The organism is Streptomyces sp. NPDC028928 (genome assembly GCF_055564915.1).
The window spans coordinates 609805-627413 of record NZ_JBVHVI010000001.1; the positions used below are offsets into that span (position 1 = coordinate 609805).

The following is a 17609-nucleotide window of genomic DNA, read 5'->3' on the forward strand; positions in this document are numbered from 1 at the left end:
CGGGGGGAGTCTGCGGGGCCAGTACTCACTGAAACCCGGTGCGGACGGCACCGCAAGCGGAGGGTGCCGACGCCGGTCGACCGCGGTTCCCGGCGGGGCCGAGCGGAGCCGAGCGGAGCCGAGCGGAGCCGACGGGGCGGACGTACAGCCCGGCCCTGCCCGGGGCACGGCCGCTCGCGGGGCGCTAGCGTGAGGAGATGCGCCATGAGGTGACCGACGCCGACACCGCGATCCGGATGGGCAGCGGCGACGTGCCCGTGCTCGCGACACCGCGGCTGATCGCGTGGATGGAGGCGGCGACCGTACGGGCCGCGGTCCCGTTTCTGGGGACGGGTCAGACGAGCGTGGGTACGGCGGTCCACGTCGAGCATCTGCGGGCCACGGGGGTGGGCGGCGAGGTCGAGGTGACCGCCGAGCCCGCGTCGGCTCCGACAGGCCGGCGCCTCACCTTCGCGGTACGCGCCGTCGACGGCTCGGGCCGGGTGGTCGCGACGGGCGAGATCGAGCGCGCGGTGGTCGACCGACGGCGGTTCCTTGCGCGGCGGTCGGACGCGGGGCCGAGCGAGGGACCGCCGGCTGAGGGGCCGCCGTGACGTGGGGCTGTGCGAGGGGCCGCGGCTTGACCCGGCGGCGCAGTCCCAGGGGCCGCTGTCTGACCCGGCGGCGCTGTCCGAAGGGCCGCTGTCTAACCCGGCGATGCTGCCCGAAGGACCACTGTCTGACGCGGCGGTGCTGTCCCAGGGGCCGCTTTTCGGTGCGGTGCCGCCCGAAGGGCTAGCGTCCGATGCGGTGCGGCCCATTGATCCACCGTCCGATACGACGACGACCTGGGCCGCCCTCCGACACGCCCCCGCCCCTGGATCCGCCGCCACGCCATGCCGTCCTGGGGCTCACCTGCTCGGGGCCCGGCCCACAGCCCACCACCACCCGCTGGTTCTTTCCTGGCGTCGCTTGATGTGTGGCAGAGTCAGGCGCCGTTGTCCACGCCGGCCATACGAGGTGGAACTCTGTGGTCGAGAGGATCAGGAGTCGTTCCGTGTCCGATGAGATCACGCTGCGCCCGGTGACCGCCGACGATCTCGACCTGTTCGAGCGCGAGTTCAGCGGGCCGGAGGGGACCGGCCAGTACCAGTGGTTCGGCTTCGGTTCACCGGCCGGCCTGCGCCGGCGGTTCGCGGAGACCGGCCTGCTCGGCCCCGACGGCGGCGTGCTCTCCGTGGCGGAGGCGGGCCGGGCCGTGGGCCGGGTCGAGTGGTTCGCCGGCAGCTGGGGTCGGCCCGCCACCTCCGCCTGCTGGTCCCTGGCGATCGGCCTGGTGCCGGCCGCGCGCGGCCGCGGCATAGGCACCCGGGCCCAGCGGCTGCTGGCCGAGTACCTCTTCGACCACACCAGGGCCGAACGGCTCCAGGCCTGGACGGACTGCGCCAACCTCGCCGAGCAGCGTGCGTTGGAGAAGGCGGGCTTCGTCAGGGAGGGCGTGCTGCGCTCGGCGCAGTGGCGCGGCGGCCGGTGGCACGACCAGGTGATCTTCTCCATGCTCCGCGCGGAGCGGTCCGGCGGCGAACGGAGTTGACACGGGGCGGCGTTACACCGGCGTGTGACCCTGCAGGTACGCCCGCACGGGTCCCGGCAGCGGCGTGCCGGTGGTCTCCTCGATCGGTGTCCAGCGCAGTTGCTCCGGTGTGAAGTGGCCGCCGGACGACGGTGTCTCGGTCAGGAGCTGGCACACCACGGCCGTTTCGCCCGCCGCTTCTCCCGTATCCAGGGGCTCGGTGCCGTCGACCAGGTAGCCGGTGATCTCGTAGACGATCCGTGCCGCGGTGGCCTGGGCGGTCTCGGCCGGTTCCGGGGTGCCCGAGGGCAGGGCCCAGCCGTCCCCGTCCGGCACCAGCAGCACCCGCCCGTCGTACACGACGACCGCCCGCACCACGCCCTCGGCCTGCTCCAGCGTCATATGGCTCCCTCCCAGGCACTCTCTGCCTACCCAGGGTGAGCCGGTGCTGCACCTGTCAGTACAGCACCGGCAGGTCCCCGGGCCGTACCCGCAGGGTGACCGGGAGGGTGGCCTCCACCTCGCCGTCGGCGCCGTAGGGGACGGGCCGGGCGGCCTCGACGCGCAGTTCCCGGCCCTGCAGGACGCGTACTTCGGGGCGGTGGATGTGCGCGCCCGTCTTCAGCTCGTTCATCAGGGTGAAGAACAGGTGGCGCGGAGCCTCGCGGATCAGCACGATGTCCAGCAGGCCGTCGTCGACGCGGGCGCCCGGCGCGATGAGCCGGCCGGAGCCGTAGTAGGGGGAGTTGGCCGCGACGACGGTGTAGCCGCGGTGGTGGTGTTCCTCGCCGTCGACGGTGACGCGGTAGTCGGCCGCCCGCCAGGTGGTGACGGCGCGCAGGCCGCCCGCGTAGTAGGACGCGGCGCCGCGCAGCAGCCGGGCGTTGTTGGCGTGCCGGTTGGCCTCCGCGTCGACGCCGGCGTACACGCTGCCCAGGACCACCGTGCGCGGGTGGACGGCCGACTCCACCTCGATGGTGTCGACGGGCCGCGGCTCGGCGTGCAGCAGGATCTCGGCGAGCGCGGCCGGTTCGGCGGGCAGCCGCAGCGCGCGGGCGAAGTCGTTGCCGCGTCCGGCGGGTACGAGGCCCAGGACGGTTCCGGTGCCGCTGAGCGCGCCGCCGATGCCGCCCGCGATGCCGTCGCCGCCCACGGCCAGCACGATCCGGCCGCGCTCTCCGGCCGTGCGGGCGATGTCCTGGGCGTGGGCGAGGCTCTGGCTGTACCGGGTCTCCAGCTCGGCGCCGGCCGCGCGGAGCAGCCGGGCCAGCTGGAGCAGGGTCGCCGCCCCGGTCGAGCCGCCCGCGGTGGGGTTGACGACGGCGGTGAACTGGCGCATCGGGGGGCCTCCGAGGCAGGCGGTCGGGTGGGGTGGGGTCAGTCGGTGGGCAGCAGGACACCGGGGTTGAGCAGCCCCTCGGGGTCCAGGCGGCGCTTGACGGCGCGCAGGGCGGAGACGCCGAGCGGGCCGGCCTCGCGGATGAACCAGTCGCGGTGGTCGGTGCCGACCCCGTGGTGGTGGGAGATGGTGCCGCCGGCCGCCAGCACGGCTTCGTTGGCCGCGTGCTTGGCGGGCGCCCAGTGGGCCACCGGGTCCTCGCCCTGGGCGCTGACGACGGTGAAGTACAGCGAGGCGCCGTTCTCGTACACGTGCGAGATGTGGCACATGACCAGGGGCGGGGTGCCGGCCTGGGTGAGGGTGTCGGTGAGCGCCGTACGGACGGCCGTGTAGAGGTCGGGGACGCGGGACCAGAAGGCCGCGGTCTCCAGCGTCTCGGCGAACGCGCCGACGTCGAGCAGGGCGTCGCGCAGGTACGGCGCCGAGTAGCGGCCGTGCGCCCAGCGTTCACCGGGTTCGGTGCCGGCCAGGGTGCCGCCGCAGTCCGTCAGGACGGCCGCCGCCCGCTCGCGGCGGTACGCGGTGTCCTCGGCCGTCCCCTCGTACCCGGTGATGGCCAGGCAGCCCGCGCCGCCCTGGGTGAGGTCGGCGCCGATCGCGTCGGGCTGGGCGAGTCCGATGAGCGTCTCGGTCTCGTCGGACAGGCGCAGTACGGTCGGCCGGGGCCCGTCCTGGGCGAGCCGGCGCAGTGCGGCGGCGCCCTCCTCGAAGGAGCCGAACCGCCAGCCCTCGTACACCCGTGCCTCGGGCCGGGGGCGGATCCGGACGGTGACGGAGGTGATGACGCCGAAGGCGCCCTCGGAGCCGAGGACGAGCTGGCGCAGGTCGGGTCCGGCGGCGGAGCGGGGGGCGCGGCCGGTCTCGATGGTGCCCTCGGGGGTGGCGAGGGTGAGTCCGAGGACCATCTCGTCGAAGCGGCCGTAGCCGGCGGAGGCCTGTCCGCTGGAGCGGGCGGCGGCGAATCCGCCGATGGTGGCCCACTCGAAGGACTGCGGGAAGTGGCCGAGGGTGAAGCCGTGTTCGGCGAGCAGGGCTTCTGCCTCGGGGGCGCGCAGGCCGGGCTGGAGGACGGCGGTGCGGGAGACGGGGTCGAGGTCGAGCAGGCGGTTCATGCGGCGCAGGTCCAGGGCGACGAACGCGCTGCGCTGCGGGGCGAGTCCGCCCACCACCGAGGTGCCGCCGCCGAAGGGCACGACGGCCAGGCCGTGCGCGGCGCAGGCGCGCAGGACGGCGAGGACCTCGTCGTGGCCGCCGGGCAGGACGACGGCCTGGGGGACGTCGGTGACGTCGCCGGCGCGGATGCGCAGCAGGTCGGGGGTGGACTTGCCGCGGGTGTGCCGGACACGGCTCTCCGGGTCCGTGCGGACGTGCTCCTCGCCGCCGACGGCCGCGGCGAGGGCCCGCAGGGCGGCGGGGTCGGCCGTGGGGGCGGGCGGGCGGATGTCCTCCAGGCCGAGGGCGGGCGTGCTGCGCGGCTTGACGCCGAGCAGGTCGCGCAGCAGCCCGGTCACCGAGTCGGGCAGCGGTGCCGCCTTGGCCGGGTCGCCCCAGCCGTTCCACAGCATGTCCATTGAACGGTCGTCCTCACAGGTCGGTGTGCTGGTCGGTGTGCTCGGCCGGTGCTCGGGCGGCGCGGCTCGGCTGCCGTTTCCGGGGCCGGACCGCTTCCGTCCCGGCCCCGGGGCGTTACACTGTGACACATGACGCCTATTCGTCACAACGGTTCGGGCAGTGGTACGGGCAACGGCTCAGGCAACGGTTCCGACAACGACCCCGTGCTCGACGCGGTACGCGACTGTGTGCTGGCCGTCGGGGTACGGCGCACCACGCTCGCCGACGTGGCCCGCCGCGCCGGCGTCTCCCGGATGACGCTGTACCGGCGCTGGCCCGATCTGCGCACCCTGGTCGGCGATCTGATGACCCGGGAGTGGATCGGCGTGGCCACCCGGGCCATGCCGGCGCCCGCGCCCGGCATCAGCACGCGCACCCGGATCGTGGACGGACTGGTGGCCGGCGTCGAGGCGTTCCGCGCGCATCCCCTCTTCGGCAAGATCGTCGACGTCGATCCGGAACTGCTCCTGCCGTACGTCCTCGACCGGCGCGGCGCGAGCCAGGAGGCGCTGCTGGCGCTGCTGGCCGACGCGCTGCGCGAGGGCCACGCGGACGGGTCGGTACGGCCCGGCCACACCGAACGGCAGGCCCGCGCCCTGCTGTTGACCGTGCAGTCCTTCACCCTGTCCCTGCGCACGATGACCGACGAGGACGATCCGGAGCTGGACTCCGCCGCGTTCCTCGGCGAGCTGCGCACCCTCCTGGAGAGGACCCTGACGCCATGAGCCACACCGAGGCCGCGCCCGGCTCGTCCCTCAGCACACACCGGCGCCGCCGGGAACTGGCCGAGGCCGCGGACGGCCGGGTGGCCGACGTCCTGGTCGTCGGACTGGGCGCCACGGGCGCCGGAGCCGCCCTGGACGCCGCGGCCCGCGGCCTGGACGTCGTCGCGGTGGACGCCCAGGACCTGGCGTTCGGCACCTCCCGCTGGAGCTCGAAGCTCATCCACGGCGGCCTGCGCTACCTGGCCTCCGCGCAGTTCGACGTCGCCCACGAGAGCGCGGTCGAACGCGGGGTGCTGATGACGCGCACGGCCCCGCACCTGGTGGCCGCCCAGCCGTTCGTGCTGCCGCTGACCCCGCTGGTGTCCCGGGCCCAGGCCTCGCTGGCGTGGGCCGGGTTCCGGGCCGGGGACATGCTGCGGCTGGCCGCCCGGACCCCGCGCCAGGTGCTGCCCGCCCCGCGCCGGCTGTCCGCGACGGAGGCCCGGCACCTGGCGCCCTCGGTCCGCGCGGCCGGGCTGCGCGGCGGGCTGCTGTCCTGGGACGGCAAGGTGACCGACGACGCCCGCCTGGTGACCGCCCTGGCCCGGACGGCCGCCGCGCACGGTGCCCGCGTACTGACCCGGGTGCGGGCGCTGGAGCTGACCGCCACCGGCGCCCTGATCCGGGACGAACTCACCGGCGAGCAGGGCGAGATCAGGGCCCGCGCCGTGATCAACGCCACCGGGGTGTGGGCGGGCACCCTCGCCGACGGCATCCGGATCCGCCCCTCCCGCGGCACCCATCTGGTCCTGCGCTCGGAGCGGCTCGGCATCCTGCCGGCCGGACTGCACATCCCGATCCCCGGGGAGACCAACCGCTTCGTGCTGGTCCTGCCGCAGGGCGACGGCCGGGTCTACGTCGGCCTCACCGACGAGCCGGTCGACGGCGGGATCCCCGACGTGCCCGAGGTACCCGAGACCGACATCGGCTTCCTCCTGGACGTGCTCGGCTCGGCCCTAGACATCCCCGTGGCCCGGGACGAGGTCGTCGGCGCCTTCGCCGGACTGCGCCCCCTGCTGGACACCTCCCCGGACGCAGGTTCCGGTGCCCCGGCCCGCACCTCCGACATCTCCCGCCGGCACGCGGTGGTGACCTCCCCGGACGGTGTCACCACCGTGGTCGGCGGCAAGCTCACCACCTACCGGCGGATGGCGCAGGACGCCGTGGACGCCGTGGTGGCGTCCCGGGGCCTGCGCGCCGCCCCCTCCCCCACCGCCGCGCTCCCGCTGGTCGGCGCCGCCGCCCCCGAGCGACTGCGCGCGCTGCCCGCGCCCCGCCGCCTGGTCCGCCGGTACGGCACCGAGGCCGTGGCGGTCCACGCCCTCGCCACCGAGGACCCCGCCCTGGCCGAACGGGTCCTGCCCGGACACCCCGTCACCCGGGCCGAACTCCTCTGGGCGGTCCGGCACGAGGGCGCCCTGGACGAGTCCGACCTCCTCGACCGCCGTACCCGCATCGGCCTGGTGCCCGAGGACCGCGCGGAAGTCCTCGCCGTGGCGCGGGACATGCTGGAGAGGGCGGCGGCCGTGCGCCCCTGACACACACGGGGCGGCACCTCCACACCGGCGCCGGAATGCGTCGGCATGCACGAGCTGACGTAGGGCCACCGGTCCCGGATCCGCCAGCCGTCCGGACCTTCTCGAAGGTGCCCTGCGGCAGCAGCGAGCCGGCGATGAGCGTGTCGGGCCCGTCCTGCCAGATCTGCTTGCGCCCCTCCTGCGGCAGCCAGGCGGTGATGCGCCCCATGGTGGCGGCGGGGGAGGCGAACCACGCCGTGGAGCCGCACGCCTCTCCCAGCACCGCCGAGGCCCGCAGGAACGCGAGGAACGTGCCCTCCTCGCCGCCGTGCGCGCGGTACGAAGTGCCGGGCGAAGCCCGCCTCGACGACCGCGGAGACCACCTCGGCGGAGAGCGCCGCATCCCGGTCGGCGTCCGCCGCCCGTGCGGCCGCGAGCCGAGCGACCGGCCGCGCCCCGTCCACCAGTGACCGCGCACCGGCCCCCTCCGGCGCGCCGGTCACCGGGCCTCTCCCCGTACGACCCCGAGTATGTCCGGGTGGGCGCGGCGGGCACCCATCGTGAACACGGTGTACTCCGAGACCCCCGTGGGCAAACTCTGGCCGCACAGCCAGACGTCCTTCTTCTCGGCGGACGTCAAGTCGGTCCTCTATGTGTGGAGCACGGTGGGCCTCACTCTCTTCATGTTCCTCGTGGGGTCGGGCTTCAGCCACAAGGCCGCCGACGCCCGGGAGGGCGGCCGGGCCGCCGTGTTGGCCCTGTCGGGCATCGGCGTGCCGCTGGTCCTGGGGATGGGGGTGGGTGCCGCGCTGCACGGGGAGATGTCGCTGCCCGGCGTGGGAATGGGCGAGTTCTGCCTCTTCCTGGGCGGGGCCCTGTCGATCACGGCCTTCCCTCTGTTCTCCCTCGTGATGCTGGTGTTCGTCGCCCGCGCCCTGAAACCGCTGGGCGAGCGGGTGGAGCGGACCGGCCGGCTCGACTTCGACCACCTCTACATCGTCCTCGCCGTCGTTCTGGCCGCCGGCTGGTTCACCGACCTGATCGGCGTCTACTCGGTCTTCGGCGGATTCATCGCCGGGTTGTCCATGCCGAAGAACCCGGCGTTCGTCGCGGCGCTGCACCAGCGCATGATGATGGACGTGGTCTGCGTGCTCATGCTCCCGGCCTTCTTCACCTTCTCCGGGCTCAACACCCAGCTCGACGGCATCGGGGGATGGTCGATGCTGATCGGCTTCCTGCTGATGCCGGCGGCGGCGGTGGCCGGGAAGTACACCGGCTGCGCCCTCGCCATGCGGAGCATCGGTTTCAGCTGGCGGGAGTCGTGGGCCGTCGGCGGCCTGATGAACGCCCGCGGACCGATGATCCTGATCTTCATCAACGTCGGTCTGGCGGAACACATCATCTCGCGGGACGTCTTCTCCCTGCTGGTGCTGGTCGCCGTGGTGACGACCGGCATGGCACTGCCGCTCTTCCGGTGGGCCGTCCCCGAGACCCGGGAGAAGCAACTCGTCACCGCCTCCGGTGGGTCCGGCGCGTCCGTTCCGGCCTCCGCCCGGAGCTGAGTCTCTCCGGACGAGAGGTCAGAGCAGGCGGCGGATGTCGCCGCGGACGCGGTAGAAGCCGCCCGCGGCCGGGTGCAGGGCGTCCACGACGTACCGGGCGCCGGGCTCGCGTATCGCGCGCGGGAACTGGACGTTCCAGGAGGAGTCGTAGCCGTCGGAGACCACGTGCACCCGCAGCCGGCCGCCCTGCTGGACGCACTCCACGACCACGGCTCCGGCGGGTGCCCGGTCGACCGTGGTCACCGCGGCCACGGCCGTGGCCGGAGCGTACGTCGGCAGGGCGTGGGCGAGTTTGACGTCCCGTACCACCGGCACCGTGCCCTGCTGGGCCGCCGATACGGCCGCCTCGCCGGCGTCGACGCACACCAGCGAGCCGTCGGTGGTGACCAGGTACAGCCGCTCGTCGCGGTACTGCATGGACAGCGCCGAGCCGCTGCCCGTGCCGAGCTTCCACAGCCGCCTGCCGTCCCGGTCGAAGCAGTAGACGGAGGAGGCCGCGTCCCCGGCGAAGACGAACCGGCCGCCGGGTGAGGTGGCGCACGAGTACACCGGGCTGTCGCACGCGTACGTCGCCTCGACGGCCCCGGTGTCCTTCGACAGCCGCTGGACCACGCGGTGCGCGGTGCCCGCGTACACCGCGTCCTGCTCCTGCCAGCCGAAGAGCACGGCCCCCTTGGTGGGGGTGTGCCACAGCTCGCCGCCGCCGTCCGGTGCGTAGGCGGTGACGCCCCGCTGGTGGCCGTGGTAGACGGCGTGGTCGTCGGCGCGGACCATCCAGGCGTGCTCGCCGTGGCTGCGGCGCGACCACTGGTGTTCGTCCTCGTGGTCGATGACGGTGAGCCGGCCCTCGCGGTCCGAGACGTCCAGGACGCCCTCGTGGATGTCGAGCCAGAAGATGTCGACGTCGGAGGCGATGTCGTAGGCGGCGAAGGGGAGTTTGGAGGAGAGGTCGTACACCGTCCCGTCGTCGCAGCCCGCGTAGATCCAGAAGTCGTCGGCGACCAGGCACTTCACCCCGTCCGGCAGGCTGAAGCGGGCCAGCACGGCGCCCTCGTGGTCCAGGGTGTAGACGTCACCGGCCTGGTTGCCGACCCAGCAGCGCTCGTCGTCGACATGGATGCCGAACGCGGCGGAGCCGGTGCGGAACCGCCACAGCACCGGAGCCACGGCCCGCGCGGTGGACGGCGCGGAGCTGACCTGGCGGCGGGTCACCGGGCGCGGGGCGCGCTGTCCCCGGACAGCCGGGGCGTATCCCTTGCGGACCTTCTCCCCCACCTTCCTGGCGGCGGCGGCCCGCGCCTTCTCCACGGTCGGGAATGTCGTCGTCTGCACCTGCCCGGCGGCGCCGATCCGGCCGTACCGCACCGTCACCACCTGGCCGTCGACCGTCACTTCGTAGAACTTGTGGGCGCTGCCGCCTTCCTGCGACAGCTCCAGGTACGTGGTCGACACCGCGGACGCCGTGGACATGGCACACCCCTCCCCCAGACGGACCCGCGGCCGTTCCAGCAGGTCCTCAACTGCTTCCCACCGTAGGGGCACCCACTGACAATCACGCACCGCCTCAAGCAGTGGCGCGGCCGGGCGCCGCTTGAACGACGCACCGGCGTTCGTGTGCGCGCCGCGCTACATGCCGGTGTTCATGGGGATCGGCGGCGCTGTCGGGATGTAGTGGTGGGCGAGGTTGGCGTGGCGGTTGTGGGAGCCGTGGCGATGGGCCTCCGGGTGGCTGTACTGCCGGACATCCTGGCGCCCGGAAACAATGTCCCGCACGCGCATCACGGCTCGGCCGAGCAAGGTCTTCATCAGTGTTCCCCCTGGGGTCGTGGTCTTGTCGAGGAGGATGCACCCGTGGCCGGTGCGGATTCCAGCGAGTTGAGCCGATCTTGAGCCTCGGCCGGGCACGGCCTACCCCTGGTGGCCCCCATCGGGCAGCAACGCCTCCATCCCGCCCAGGAGTTGGCGCAGGCACCGGAGGGCGAGGGCGGCCGGGGAGTCCTCGCCCGTGACGTCGGCCTCCGTGGCGGCCCAGGTCTCCAGGGCGATGCGGATCGCGTCCGTGGCGGCCGCCGCGACCAGGCGGGTCCGCAGCGCTTCGAGGCGGCCGTCGGCGAGCCGGGCGACGACGGGTACGAGTCTTTCCTCGGACTCCTGGTTCACGCGGTACCACACCGCGCGCAGCGCCGGATCGTCCTCGGCCGCCCGCAGCAGTCCCCGGGTCCGCAGCAGCGCCCGGGCGGCCTCCTCGTCCGGCGCCGCCAGCGACTGCTCCACCGCCGACTCCAGCGCCCGGAACAGGCCGGCACCCGGCTCGGCCTCCTCCAACAGCGCCCGCCACCGGTCGGCGCCGTCCGCGAGCAGGGGGCTCACCGCGTCCTGCTTGGAGCGGAAGTAGCGGTAGAAGGTCCGCAACGCGACGCCCGCCTGCCGGGCGATCTCCTCGGCGGTGGTCGCGTGCGGCCCCTGCGCGGCGAACAACTCGGCTGCCGCGTGGGCGATGTCCAGCTGGGTCGCGGCCTTGCGGCGCTCGGTCAGGGAGGAGGGCGGCGGCTTGGTGCTCACCCCAGAAGGGTACGGCTCCGCGCGATGAGATGGCATGAAGTGCCGAAGTGGCAAAACGTGTCATTCCGACGTAACGTGAAGGGCATCGGGCGTCGGACGGCAGGAGAACCGGCGTCGCACAGGTCCCGCCGCGCGCCGGCGGGCCGGGCAGGAGACAGACATGAACCGCTACGAAGGCCGCCGCGTACTGATCACCGGGGCCGGGTCCGGCATCGGCCAGGCCACCGTGCTGCGCATCCTCGCCGAGGGCGGCAGCGTGGTGGCCGCCGACATCAGCGAGCGGGGCCTGCGGGACACCTGGGAGAAGGCCGCCGGCCACACGGAGCGCCTGACGACCCTCGTCGTCGACATCGCCGACGAGTCCTCCGTACGCGCCGGAGTCGCCACCGCGACCGCCTCGCTCGGCGGTCTCGACGTGCTGGTCAACGCGGCCGGGATCCTGCGCTCCTCGCACACCCACCTGACGGGCCTCGAGGAGTTCACCCGCGTCCTTCGGGTGAACCTCGTCGGTACCTTCCTCGTGATCCGCGAGGCGATACCGGCCCTGCTGGCCGGCCAGGACGCGGCGGTGGTCAACTTCAGCTCCACCTCGGCCGCGTTCGCGCACCCCTATATGGCGGCGTACGCGGCGAGCAAGGGCGGCATCCAGTCGATGACGCACGCCCTCGCCGCCGAGTACGCCGGCCGGGGCATCCGCTTCACCGCCGTCCAGCCCGGTTCCATCTCCAGCGGGATGACCGACGGCAGCGGCGTCAGCGGGCAGAGCCAGGGGCCGGGGCTGCCCGCCGACGCCGACATGAGCCTGTTCGCGAAGCTCTCCCCCGCCCTGGGCCAGGGATTCGCCGGCCCCGAGACGGTGGCGTCGGTGGTCGCGATGCTCGGCTCCCGGGACGGCAGGTTCATGACCGGCACCGAGATCCGCATCGACGGCGGCACCCATTTCTGACCGTCATGTCCGACTCCGCCCCGGTTTTCTGACTCCCCGGCGTCAGGCCAGCGCGATCAGATCCCGGTAGTCCTCGTTCCACAGGTCCTCGTCCGCGTCCGGCAGGAGCAGGACCCGGTCCGGTCGGAGGGCATCGACAGCGCCCTCGTCGTGGGTCACCATCACGATCGCACCGGGGTAGGAGCCGACGGCGGCGAGCACCTCACCCCGGGAGGCCGGGTCGAGGTTGTTGGTGGGCTCGTCCAGCAGCAGCACGTTCGCCCCGGAGTGGACCAGGCCGGCCAGCGCCAGCCGGGTCTTCTCCCCGCCGGAGAGCACACCGGCGGGCTTGTCGGCGTCGTCGCCGGTGAACAGGAAGGCACCCAGGACACGCCGCGCCTCGCCCGGGCTCAGGTGCGGGGCGGCGAGGGTGAGGTTCTCCATCACCGTGCGGCCGGGGTCGAGCGTGTCGTGCTCCTGGGCGAAGTAGCCGAGGCGGAGTCCGTGCCCGTGCACCACCCGTCCGCCGTCGGGCCGTTCGGCGCCGGCAAGGATGCGCAGCAGGGTGGTCTTGCCGGCGCCGTTGAGGCCGAGCACGACCAGCCGGCTGCCCCGGTCCACCGCGAGGTCCACGCCGTCGAGGACGCGGTGGCCGCCGTAGGCCTTGGCGAGGCTGATCGCGCCCAGCGGGGTCCGCCCGCACGGGGCGGGTTCGGGCAGCCGGATCCGGGCGGTCTTCTCGGTGCGCCGGGCCGGCTCAAGACCGGCCAGCATCCGGTCGGCCCTGCGGGCCATGCTCCGGGCCATGGTGGCGGTGGCGGAGCGGGCCTTCATCCGGTCGGCCTGTGCGTGCAGGGCGGCGGCCTTGCGTTCGGCGCTCACCCGCTCCCGGGTACGGCGCCGCTCCTCCGCGTCCCGCCGGCTCAGGTACGTCCGCCAGTCCGTGTTGTGGATGTCGAGGGTGGCCCGGGTGGCGTCCAGGTGGAAGACGCGGTTGACGACGTCGGCGAGCAGCGCGGTGTCATGGCTGATCACGACCAGACCGCCCTGGTGGGCCTGGAGAAAGGCGCGCAGCCAGGCGAGCGAGTCGGCGTCGAGGTGGTTGGTCGGCTCGTCCAGCAGCAGGGTGCGGTCGGTGCCGGCGAACAGGATGCGGGCGAGTTCCACGCGGCGCTTCTGCCCGCCGGAGAGGGCGCCGACCGGCTCGCCCAGCACCCGTTCGGGCAGGCCGAGTCCGGCCGCGACGCGGGCCGCCTCGGCCTCGGCTGCGTAACCTCCGCCGGCCTGGAAGGCGGCCTCGGCGCGGGCGTAGGCGCGCATCGCCCGGTCCAGCGCCGCCGCGTCGGCATCAGCCGCCGTCGCGGCCTCGGTCATCGCCGCCTCGGCCTCGCGCACGGCGCGCAGCGCGCTGTCGAGGTCACGGGCGGACAGGATCCGGTCGATGACGGTCACGGCCGGGTCGGCGGCGCGCGAGTCCTGCGCCAGGAAGCCGACCGGCCGGGTGTGAGTGACGACGCCTGCGGCGGGCCTGGCCCGCCCGGCGAGGGCAGTCAGGAGGGTGGTCTTGCCGGCGCCGTTGCGGCCCACGAGGCCGATCCGGTCCCCGGGGGAGACGGTGAAGGAGACGCCGGAGAGCAGGAGGCGGGCGCCGGCACGCAGCTCGGCGTCACGAACGGTGATCATCGGTAAACGCTCCGAAAAAGCAAGAGGACACACTTCTGGCGTGGAAGCGGGTCCTCAGCTAGGAAGTTCGGGGCGTAGACATGCCGTCACGGTAACGCGGGCGTCCGCGTCGGCGCATGCCATTTTCTTGCGGGGGGGGTGAGAGCGGACCGCTCACGGCACGCCGACCAGCCCGCAGTTGCCGGTGGCCGGCCGGAAGGCTGGACGGCATCGCTCCGGTCGGCGACGCCCGCCCGCTCCGGGCCACTCCCCGCCGACTAGGCCGCCAGCTGCGGATACAGCGCCGCCAGGTCTCCGGAGAGCCCCGCCTTGACCTGCCGGCTGAGGTCGTCCGCCAGGACCTCGTACGCCCCGGCCTCGACGCCGTCGAGCGCGAGCGCGGCGACGCCCCGGGGAGTGGACTTGGGGGCGTCCACGTGCGCGGCCATGTCCGTGTCGATGTAGCCGACGTGCAGTCCGGTCACCCCGATGCCCCGCGGGTTCAGCTCCAGGCGCAGTGAGTTGGTCTGGGACCACAGGGCCGCCTTGGTGGCGCTGTAGGAGCCGGCGACACCGAGCCAGGAGAGCACGGAGTGCACGTTGAGGAGATGTCCGCCGCCGTTGCGCTCGATGACCGGCACGAAGGCCCGGGTGACGAGCAGCGGCCCGTAGAAGTTGGTCTCGAACTCCTGGCGTACGTCGTCCACCGCCGCGTCCAGGAAGGAGTGCGCGCCGAGTGAGATGCCGGCGTTGTTGACCAGCACGGTGACGTCGTGGGCCTGTGCCGCCGCGGCCTCGACGGCCCGGGGGTCGGTGACCTCCAGCGCGAGGGGTACGGCGTCGGGGTGCGTGACGGTGCGCGGGTCGCGGGCCGTGGCGTACACCTTGGCGGCGCCGCGCGCGTACAGCTCTTCCACCAGCGCCTTGCCCAGGCCGCGGCTGCCACCGGTGACCAGGGCGACTGAGTTCTTGATCGACGTCATGTGCATCTCCAGAGGGAAACCGATCGGTTTCCACCACCGTAAACCGATCGGTTTCCGCCGGCAAGCCCAGCCGCCTCACCGATCAAGCACCCTTGCCCGATCCGTCGACCATCCTCCATAGTGAGTTTGACATTCCAACTCAGCAGCACAGGGCCGACAGGAAGGGCCAGGATGAGCGAGCAGGACACCACCGAGCGGGCGGAGCCCCGGAAGCTGCCCGCCAAACTCGCCGCCCACCCGTCCGTGCGGGCCGTACTGGCGGAACGGGCCGGCCGGCGGACGGACCCGGCTCCGGCTCCGCCCCCGGTGATCGACGCCGACTGGCTGCGCGCCCTGTGCCGGGAGGCCGGCGCGGACGACGCCGCCGCCGTGAGCCTGGACCACCCCGACCTCGCCGGGGAACGCGAGCACGTCCTCGCCGCGCTGCCCGGGACCCGCACCCTGATCTCCCTGATGGTCCGGATGAACCGGGACAACACCCGCTCGCCCGCCCGCAGCGTGGCGAACCAGGAGTTCCACCAGACCGACGAACAGGTCAACGCGGCCGCCCGCGCCGTGACCCGGGCCCTCCAGGACGCCGGCCATCGCGCGCTCAACCCCTCGGCGGGCTTCCCCCAGGAGATGGAGCGCTTCCCGGGCCGGATCTGGGTGGTGGCCCACAAGACCGTGGCCGTGGCCGCCGGGCTGGGCGTGATGGGCCTGCACCGCAACGTCATCCACCCGCGGTTCGGCAGCTTCGTCCTGCTGGCCACGGTCCTGGTGGACGCCCCGGTGAGCGCGTACGGGCGGCCGCTGGACTACAACCCGTGCGTGGACTGCAAGTTGTGCGTCGCCGCCTGCCCGGTGGGCGCGATCAGCAAGGACGGCGCGTTCGACCCCCTGGCCTGTACGACCCACAACTACCGGGAGTTCATGAGCGGGTTCACCGACTGGGTGCAGACGGTGGCCGACAGCGAGGACGCCGCCGACTTCCGGGACCGGGTGACCGACCCGGAGAACGCCTCGATGTGGCAGAGCCTCGCTTTCAAGCCCAGCTACAAGTCCGGGTACTGCCTGGCCGTCTGCCCCGCCGGCGAGGACGTGCTCGGGCCGTACCTCGACGACCGCAAGCAGTACCTGGACACGGTTCTGCGCCCCTTGCAGGACAAGACGGAGACCCTCTACGTCCTGCCGGGCTCCGCGGCACAGCGGTACGCCGAGCGCCGCTTCCCGCACAAGCCGACCAAGGAGGTCAGCGGCGGCTGGCGCCCGCCCGTTCGGCACCGGCCGGACCCCGGTCCCGACGACGCCGAACGGGACGACGGAGAAGCCGCCTCTCCCGGCACGGCATGACCGACCGGTACCCGACGGATCGGTGACCCGGTACGGCCTGAGCGGCCCATGCCCGACGGATCGGTGACCCGGTACGGCCTGAGCGGCCCATGCCCGACGGATCGGTGACCCGGTACGGCCTGACCGGTCCGTGCCCGACGGCGCGGGCCCCCGGGACAGCCCGACGGCCGGTACCGACCGGGCAGGGCCCCGGTACGGCCTGACTGCCAGTGCCCGACGGCTTGCCCCGGTACGGCATTGGCCGGCACATGCCCGACGGCGCGGGCCCCCCGGGACAGCCCGACGACCGGTACCTGACGGGACAAGGCCCCGGTACGGCATGACCGCCAGTACCCGACGGAACAAGGCCCCGATCCGGCAGGACGGCCAGCGCCCGACGGGATAGGGCCCCAGTACGGCCCAACGGCCAGTACCCGACGGCATAAGGCCCCGATGCGGCAGGACGGCCGGTACCCGATGGGGAAGGGCCCCGATGCGGCATGACGGCCGGTGCCCGACGCCGCTGGGCCCCAGTATGGCCCGACGGGCCGTGTCCGACGGGGCGGGGAGCGGCCCGAGCGCGTGGATTCACCGTTCCCCGCCCCTGTCGGTCGGCCCACCGCCGCTGGTGCGGCCCAGGCGGCGTGCCGGTCCGTGGGGTCGGGCCTCGGCGGTCGTAGACCGAACCACCGACCCTGTTCGGAGACGCGCCGACGATCCTGTTCCGACCCTCCGGCGCCGCGCCCGCGCGCGCCAGCCGGAGACGTCCGGGCGGGTGAGGCGGCGGGAGCGCCCCGCCCGGGGCGCCGCCGTCCCGCCCGCCGCACCCGGCGCGGGCCGGCGGCGACCTGCGGGAACTCCCGACGTCCAGAAGGAAGTTGAACGGTCGTGTGGGAAGCTGTGCCCGGCCGTGTACGGACCGAGGCCGTGCCGGCCGTGGAGAGGAGCTACGCGTGACACAGGACGGCTTCGAGGCCGTGACCATCGACACCAGCAGACCGCATCCCGCGCGGATCTACGACTACCTCCTGGGCGGCAAGGACAACTACGAGGTGGACCAGCGGGCGGGCGAGGAACTCGCCGCCGCGGCGCCCGAGGCGCGGATCGGCGTACGGGCGAACCGCGCTTTCCTGCAGCGCGCCGTCCGGTACGCCGTCGGCAGCGGGGTCCGCCAGATCCTGGACATCGGCACCGGCCTGCCCACGTCGCCGAACGTGCACGAGGTCGCCCAGTCGGTGGCGCCGGACGTCCGCGTGGCGTACGTCGACAACGACCCGATCGTGGCCGCGCACGGCAACGCCCTGCTCAGCCGGTCCGGTACGACCCGCATCGTCCTCGGCGACCTGCGGGACCCGCGGTCCGTCCTGGACCACCCCGACGTCCGCCGGCTGATCGATTTCGACCGGCCGGTCGCCCTGCTCCTCGTCGCCGTCCTGCACTTCCTCGCCGACGCGGACCGGCCCGGGGAGATCGTCGCCACGCTGCGCGACGCGCTCCCGGCCGGCAGCTTCCTGGTGCTCTCGCACGCCACGGGCGACTTCGCCGACCGCAGCGCGGCCCAGGCCGTCTACACCAAGGCGACCGCCTCCCTGAACCTGCGCACGCGCGCCGAGGTGGAGCGGTTCTTCGAGGGCTTCGAACTGGTCGAGCCGGGCCTGGCCCAGGTGCCGTTCTGGCGCCCGGACACCCCGCCGCCGCCCCGCTCCGAGGAGATCGGCTTCTACGGCGGCGTGGCCCGCAAGGCCTCCTGACCGGCCGGCG

At 73.7% G+C, this 17609-nt stretch carries 17 protein-coding genes; 9 read left to right on the forward strand and 8 right to left on the reverse strand.

What is annotated here, in order from left to right; all coding sequences use genetic code 11:
• Positions 1 to 197 precede the first annotated feature (197 nt).
• Together ACZ4U1_RS02765 and ACZ4U1_RS02770 are read left to right on the forward strand one after the other, a co-directional pair.
• On the forward strand, positions 198 to 593 hold the full coding sequence (locus tag ACZ4U1_RS02765; protein WP_467898778.1) for a thioesterase family protein: 396 nt from the start codon (positions 198 to 200) through the stop codon (positions 591 to 593).
• 443 nt (positions 594 to 1036) lie between these two features.
• Positions 1037 to 1573, forward strand: coding sequence for a GNAT family N-acetyltransferase (locus tag ACZ4U1_RS02770; RefSeq protein WP_467898781.1), 537 nt, complete (start codon positions 1037 to 1039; stop codon positions 1571 to 1573).
• A 12-nt stretch (positions 1574 to 1585) separates the two neighbouring features.
• Here the strand turns inward: ACZ4U1_RS02770 and ACZ4U1_RS02775 are convergent, their stop codons facing one another.
• Genes ACZ4U1_RS02775 through ACZ4U1_RS02785 form a run of 3 tightly spaced genes read right to left on the reverse strand, consistent with a single transcriptional unit; the run spans position 1586 to position 4522 of the window.
• Positions 1586 to 1954 carry an NUDIX hydrolase gene (locus tag ACZ4U1_RS02775; protein WP_467898783.1) on the reverse strand — a complete coding sequence of 123 codons (369 nt, stop codon included), beginning with the start codon at positions 1952 to 1954 and terminating at the stop codon, positions 1586 to 1588.
• Between the two features lie 55 nt (positions 1955 to 2009).
• A complete protein-coding gene (locus ACZ4U1_RS02780) occupies positions 2010 to 2891 on the reverse strand; it encodes a YegS/Rv2252/BmrU family lipid kinase (protein WP_467898785.1) in 882 nt (293 codons plus the stop codon).
• A 38-nt stretch (positions 2892 to 2929) separates the two neighbouring features.
• Positions 2930 to 4522 (reverse strand): FAD-binding oxidoreductase, encoded by a 1593-nt coding sequence (locus ACZ4U1_RS02785; RefSeq protein ID WP_467898787.1) that lies wholly within the window; start codon positions 4520 to 4522, stop codon positions 2930 to 2932.
• Positions 4523 to 4651: 129 nt separating this feature from the next.
• Between ACZ4U1_RS02785 and ACZ4U1_RS02790 the strand changes: the two genes are divergently transcribed.
• The 4 genes from ACZ4U1_RS02790 (at position 4652) to ACZ4U1_RS02805 (ending at position 8405) form a co-directional block, all read left to right on the forward strand.
• On the forward strand, positions 4652 to 5287 hold the full coding sequence (locus ACZ4U1_RS02790) for a TetR/AcrR family transcriptional regulator (protein WP_467898790.1): 636 nt from the start codon (positions 4652 to 4654) through the stop codon (positions 5285 to 5287).
• Complete coding sequence (locus ACZ4U1_RS02795) at positions 5284 to 6864, forward strand: glycerol-3-phosphate dehydrogenase/oxidase (RefSeq protein ID WP_467898793.1); 1581 nt, start codon at positions 5284 to 5286, stop codon at positions 6862 to 6864. Before ACZ4U1_RS02790 ends, ACZ4U1_RS02795 begins: the two co-directional genes overlap by 4 nt.
• Before the next feature lie 134 nt (positions 6865 to 6998).
• Positions 6999 to 7313: a hypothetical protein gene (locus tag ACZ4U1_RS02800; protein WP_467898796.1), complete on the forward strand. Its 315-nt coding sequence runs from the start codon at positions 6999 to 7001 to the stop codon at positions 7311 to 7313.
• Positions 7314 to 7412: 99 nt separating this feature from the next.
• Positions 7413 to 8405, forward strand: a complete 993-nt coding sequence (locus tag ACZ4U1_RS02805) for a cation:proton antiporter (protein WP_467898798.1) — start codon at positions 7413 to 7415, stop codon at positions 8403 to 8405.
• Positions 8406 to 8423: 18 nt separating this feature from the next.
• Here the strand turns inward: ACZ4U1_RS02805 and ACZ4U1_RS02810 are convergent, their stop codons facing one another.
• The 3 genes from ACZ4U1_RS02810 to ACZ4U1_RS02820 form a co-directional block, all read right to left on the reverse strand.
• Positions 8424 to 9875: a WGR domain-containing protein gene (locus tag ACZ4U1_RS02810; RefSeq protein WP_467898801.1), complete on the reverse strand. Its 1452-nt coding sequence runs from the start codon at positions 9873 to 9875 to the stop codon at positions 8424 to 8426.
• A 156-nt stretch (positions 9876 to 10031) separates the two neighbouring features.
• The gene (locus ACZ4U1_RS02815; RefSeq protein WP_467898804.1) at positions 10032 to 10211 is read right to left on the reverse strand and encodes a hypothetical protein; all 180 of its coding nucleotides are present in this window, start codon (positions 10209 to 10211) and stop codon (positions 10032 to 10034) included.
• A 102-nt stretch (positions 10212 to 10313) separates the two neighbouring features.
• Positions 10314 to 10967 carry a TetR family transcriptional regulator gene (locus tag ACZ4U1_RS02820; protein WP_467898807.1) on the reverse strand — a complete coding sequence of 218 codons (654 nt, stop codon included), beginning with the start codon at positions 10965 to 10967 and terminating at the stop codon, positions 10314 to 10316.
• A 160-nt stretch (positions 10968 to 11127) separates the two neighbouring features.
• On the opposite strand from ACZ4U1_RS02820, the gene ACZ4U1_RS02825 reads away from it, so the two are divergent.
• On the forward strand, positions 11128 to 11913 hold the full coding sequence (locus ACZ4U1_RS02825) for an SDR family NAD(P)-dependent oxidoreductase (protein WP_467898810.1): 786 nt from the start codon (positions 11128 to 11130) through the stop codon (positions 11911 to 11913).
• 42 nt (positions 11914 to 11955) lie between these two features.
• On the opposite strand, the gene ACZ4U1_RS02830 is transcribed toward ACZ4U1_RS02825, so the two are convergent.
• Positions 11956 to 13575: an ABC-F family ATP-binding cassette domain-containing protein gene (locus ACZ4U1_RS02830; protein ID WP_467898812.1), complete on the reverse strand. Its 1620-nt coding sequence runs from the start codon at positions 13573 to 13575 to the stop codon at positions 11956 to 11958.
• 257 nt (positions 13576 to 13832) lie between these two features.
• Entirely contained in the window at positions 13833 to 14537 is a 705-nt protein-coding gene (locus ACZ4U1_RS02835; RefSeq protein WP_467898815.1) for an SDR family oxidoreductase, read from the reverse strand.
• Between the two features lie 171 nt (positions 14538 to 14708).
• Between ACZ4U1_RS02835 and ACZ4U1_RS02840 the strand changes: the two genes are divergently transcribed.
• Positions 14709 to 15869: a 4Fe-4S binding protein gene (locus ACZ4U1_RS02840; protein WP_467898818.1), complete on the forward strand. Its 1161-nt coding sequence runs from the start codon at positions 14709 to 14711 to the stop codon at positions 15867 to 15869.
• 932 nt (positions 15870 to 16801) lie between these two features.
• Positions 16802 to 17599, forward strand: a complete 798-nt coding sequence (locus ACZ4U1_RS02845) for an SAM-dependent methyltransferase (RefSeq protein WP_467898821.1) — start codon at positions 16802 to 16804, stop codon at positions 17597 to 17599.
• The last annotated feature ends 10 nt before the right edge of the window (positions 17600 to 17609 follow it).